Below are 2660 nucleotides of genomic sequence, written 5' to 3'. Positions count from 1 at the left end.
GCTAGGCAACATTGGTGACGCGGGGTGGAGCAGCCCGGTAGCTCGTCAGGCTCATAACCTGAAGGTCGCAGGTTCAAATCCTGCCCCCGCAACCATCTTGACTTGCTGATCAGCAACCTCCCGCTCCAAGCGGATATCCTTCCGGCCCGTGGCCATCGTCAAAATTCCTGCCAGATCGCCCATCAGATCAATGCTGAGGCGTTTCTCGCCGTCCACTGGCGTCAGCACGATCCTGTCGATCAGGCTGCGTATGATCTCCGCCGCCTCAGGGCGGTGCTGCGGATCGTTCAGCCCGTCGATGAGCCCGCGTACCTCTTCGTAGTAGCGCTTGGCCATATTGGGGTGGAACAGGACCGGCGTTTCCTTCGCGTCCGCGAGCAGTTCCTTGAGCACGACCTGACGGTTTTCCAGCTCCCACATCTTGTCTTTGAGCTTCGCGACCGGCGCGCCGTTGGCGATGGCATCCACCATCTTGTCGAGCTGGCGGTCGTTGCGTTCGAACTCGGCGCGATAGCCCGCTAGCGAGGCGCTGCGCTGCTGGCGTAATTCGTTCATGTGGCGCACGTACTCGGTGCAGAATTCCGCGCAGAGCTGTTCGTCCATCAGGTGGTGCTGCAGCGCCTCGAACACCGCTGCTTCGAGGTTGTCCCGCCCGATCGCCTTGAGATTGTCGCAGGTTCCCTTGTTGCGTGCCGTAGCGCAGCCGATGTGCGTCTGCGAGATCACCGTCATGCCGCCACCGCAGGTTCCGCACTTGATGAGGCCTGAGAACAGGTATCGAGGCCGCTGGCGATCCCAGAAGGCCGTGCCCAGTTTCTTGATCTTGCCTTGCTTGGCGCGCACCGCGTTCCACAGTTCGTCATCGACGATGCGCAGTTCCGGCACGTCCTTGATGATCCAGCTTTCCGGCGGATTGAGCTTGGAAATGCGCTTTCCGGTATCCGGGTTCTTCACATAGCGCAGCCGGTTCCAGACTAGCTTGCCGATATAAAGCTCGTTGTTGAGAATCCCGGTGCCGCGCTCGCGGTTGCCGTTGATCGTGCTCGGCCCCCATTCGTTGCCTGAAGGGCCGGGAATGCCTTCGGCGTTGAGCTGCCTTGCGATCTTGATCGGCGATTGTCCGGCCACGTAGTCCCGCATAATCCGCTCGACGACCGCCGCTTCCGTCTGGTTGATCGTGCGGTCGCCGCGAACCGGTTCCCCGTTCGCATCCATCTGCTTCACGATATCGTAGCCGTAGGTGAGACCACCGCCAGACTTGCCCTTCTCGACACGCCCGCTGAGGCCGCGCCGCGTCTTGTCGGCAAGGTCCTTGAGGAACATCGCGTTCATCGTGCCCTTGAGGCCGATATGGAGCGTGGAGACTTCCCCCTCCGAAAGGGTGAGGATCTTCACCCCGGCGAATTCCATACGCTTGTAGATACCGGCGATGTCTTCTTGGTCGCGGCTGAGGCGATCGAGCGCCTCGGCGACCACGATGTCATATTTGCCCGCCTGGGCGTCTTGAAGCAGTATCTGAATGCCGGGGCGCATGAGACTTGCGCCTGAAACACCGTGATCGGTGTAGGCTTGAACGACTTGCCAGCCTTCCTTTTGCGCACGCTGCGTGCAGACGCGGATTTGATCTTCGATGGAAGCATCGCGCTGGAGATCGGAGGAATAGCGGGCGTAAATAGCGACTCTGGTCATGGCTGGCTCGGCGTTAGCGGTGATCCGGAGCCTGCCGGGTTCGCGTCTTCCATCGAATGGAAGTCACGCTCGGCGGCCCGCCTCGCCAGAAAGCGCACCATCGCGATCAAGCGAGGATCGCGCTTCGATGTCACCTTTCTGGACTTGGCCAGAAAAATATGACTCATCTGGTCTTGGTCTGTCAAAGTATTTGCCCCGCTCAGAAGCATTGACCACGACAAAGCTTTCCTGACGAAAACGCAGTTCATGGTCTCAATTTACCGTACTACCCGATAATCAATCTCCCTCTGGGGGCTTTGACCGGATAAATTTCTTGCAGATCAAAATCATGCTGCAAGGGCCCATTGTTAAATTCTACCACTTTGGGTTTGTATTATGCAAATTGTTGAAACCTGAGGTTTTTCTATCTACTGCGTTCGAAGTCTGCCCGGCTGCGGCCTTCGAGGGCAGCAAATACGTAGTCGTGGGTGAGCGCATGGTCGGCGCTGCCGAGCGAATCCCGCAACTGCGCAATCTTGTCTTCGTTGTGCTGAGCCTGGTCCCGCATGACTTCGAGCCGCGTCATCGGGTTTTGCGCAGGTGCGGGTTCCGGCAATGGCCTTGCCCGCGCCGAAAGCCGCTGAAGCAGTTCGGCGCGGGTGGCAATGTCTGGGGTTCCCGCGTTCAGGTCACGCGGACGGTTCACTCCCCGCGTTCCTGATCGCGACCTTGCGACGGTTCAGCCTTGCCCTGTTTGAGCGTGTCGAGCCGATCCTGCGCCGTTCGCAGCGTGACGCGGCCATCCACCGGAACGGAGTTGAGCACGACATCCATGCCGTTTCCGTCCTTATGCGGAAAGCCTGCTCCAATGCGATTGAAGTAGGACTGGCCGTCTTTGTGTTGATTTCCGCTGAGAGTTGCCCCGGGAGAGGTATAAATTTCCACTGAGAAGTGACCCATGTTTTGACCTTTCCCCTGGCTGATTTGTCGGG

General features: G+C 59.0%; 3 protein-coding genes, 1 tRNA gene and 2 pseudogenes. 3 read left to right on the top strand and 3 right to left on the bottom strand.

Annotated elements, in window-relative coordinates:
- Positions 1-18: 18 nt before the first annotated feature.
- Together BM052_RS19185 and BM052_RS20365 are read left to right on the top strand one after the other, a co-directional pair.
- Positions 19-95 (top strand) — tRNA-Met (locus BM052_RS19185).
- A gap of 7 nt (positions 96-102) precedes the next feature.
- Positions 103-522: a hypothetical protein gene (locus BM052_RS20365; RefSeq protein ID WP_255406272.1), complete on the top strand. Its 420-nt coding sequence runs from the start codon at positions 103-105 to the stop codon at positions 520-522.
- Between the two features lie 102 nt (positions 523-624).
- On the opposite strand, the pseudogene BM052_RS19180 reads toward BM052_RS20365, so the two are convergent.
- A pseudogene (locus BM052_RS19180) lies at positions 625-1689 on the bottom strand (recombinase family protein); the annotation flags it as partial.
- On the opposite strand from BM052_RS19180, the gene BM052_RS20070 reads away from it, so the two are divergent.
- Positions 1570-1851, top strand: coding sequence for a hypothetical protein (locus BM052_RS20070; RefSeq protein ID WP_177198584.1), 282 nt, complete (start codon positions 1570-1572; stop codon positions 1849-1851). The pseudogene BM052_RS19180 and the gene BM052_RS20070 overlap by 120 nt on opposite strands.
- A gap of 241 nt (positions 1852-2092) precedes the next feature.
- Here the strand turns inward: BM052_RS20070 and BM052_RS19750 are convergent, their stop codons facing one another.
- Positions 2093-2374, bottom strand: coding sequence for a hypothetical protein (locus BM052_RS19750; protein WP_143084925.1), 282 nt, complete (start codon positions 2372-2374; stop codon positions 2093-2095).
- Positions 2371-2660: pseudogene (locus BM052_RS19745) on the bottom strand (hypothetical protein); the annotation flags it as partial. The gene BM052_RS19750 and the pseudogene BM052_RS19745, both read right to left, overlap by 4 nt.

Origin of the sequence: Novosphingobium sp. CF614 (genome assembly GCF_900113255.1) — a bacterium.
Lineage (GTDB): Bacteria > Pseudomonadota > Alphaproteobacteria > Sphingomonadales > Sphingomonadaceae > Novosphingobium.
The sequence above is the reverse complement of the archived record's forward strand: the minus strand, read 5'-3'. Positions and strand labels throughout refer to the sequence as shown.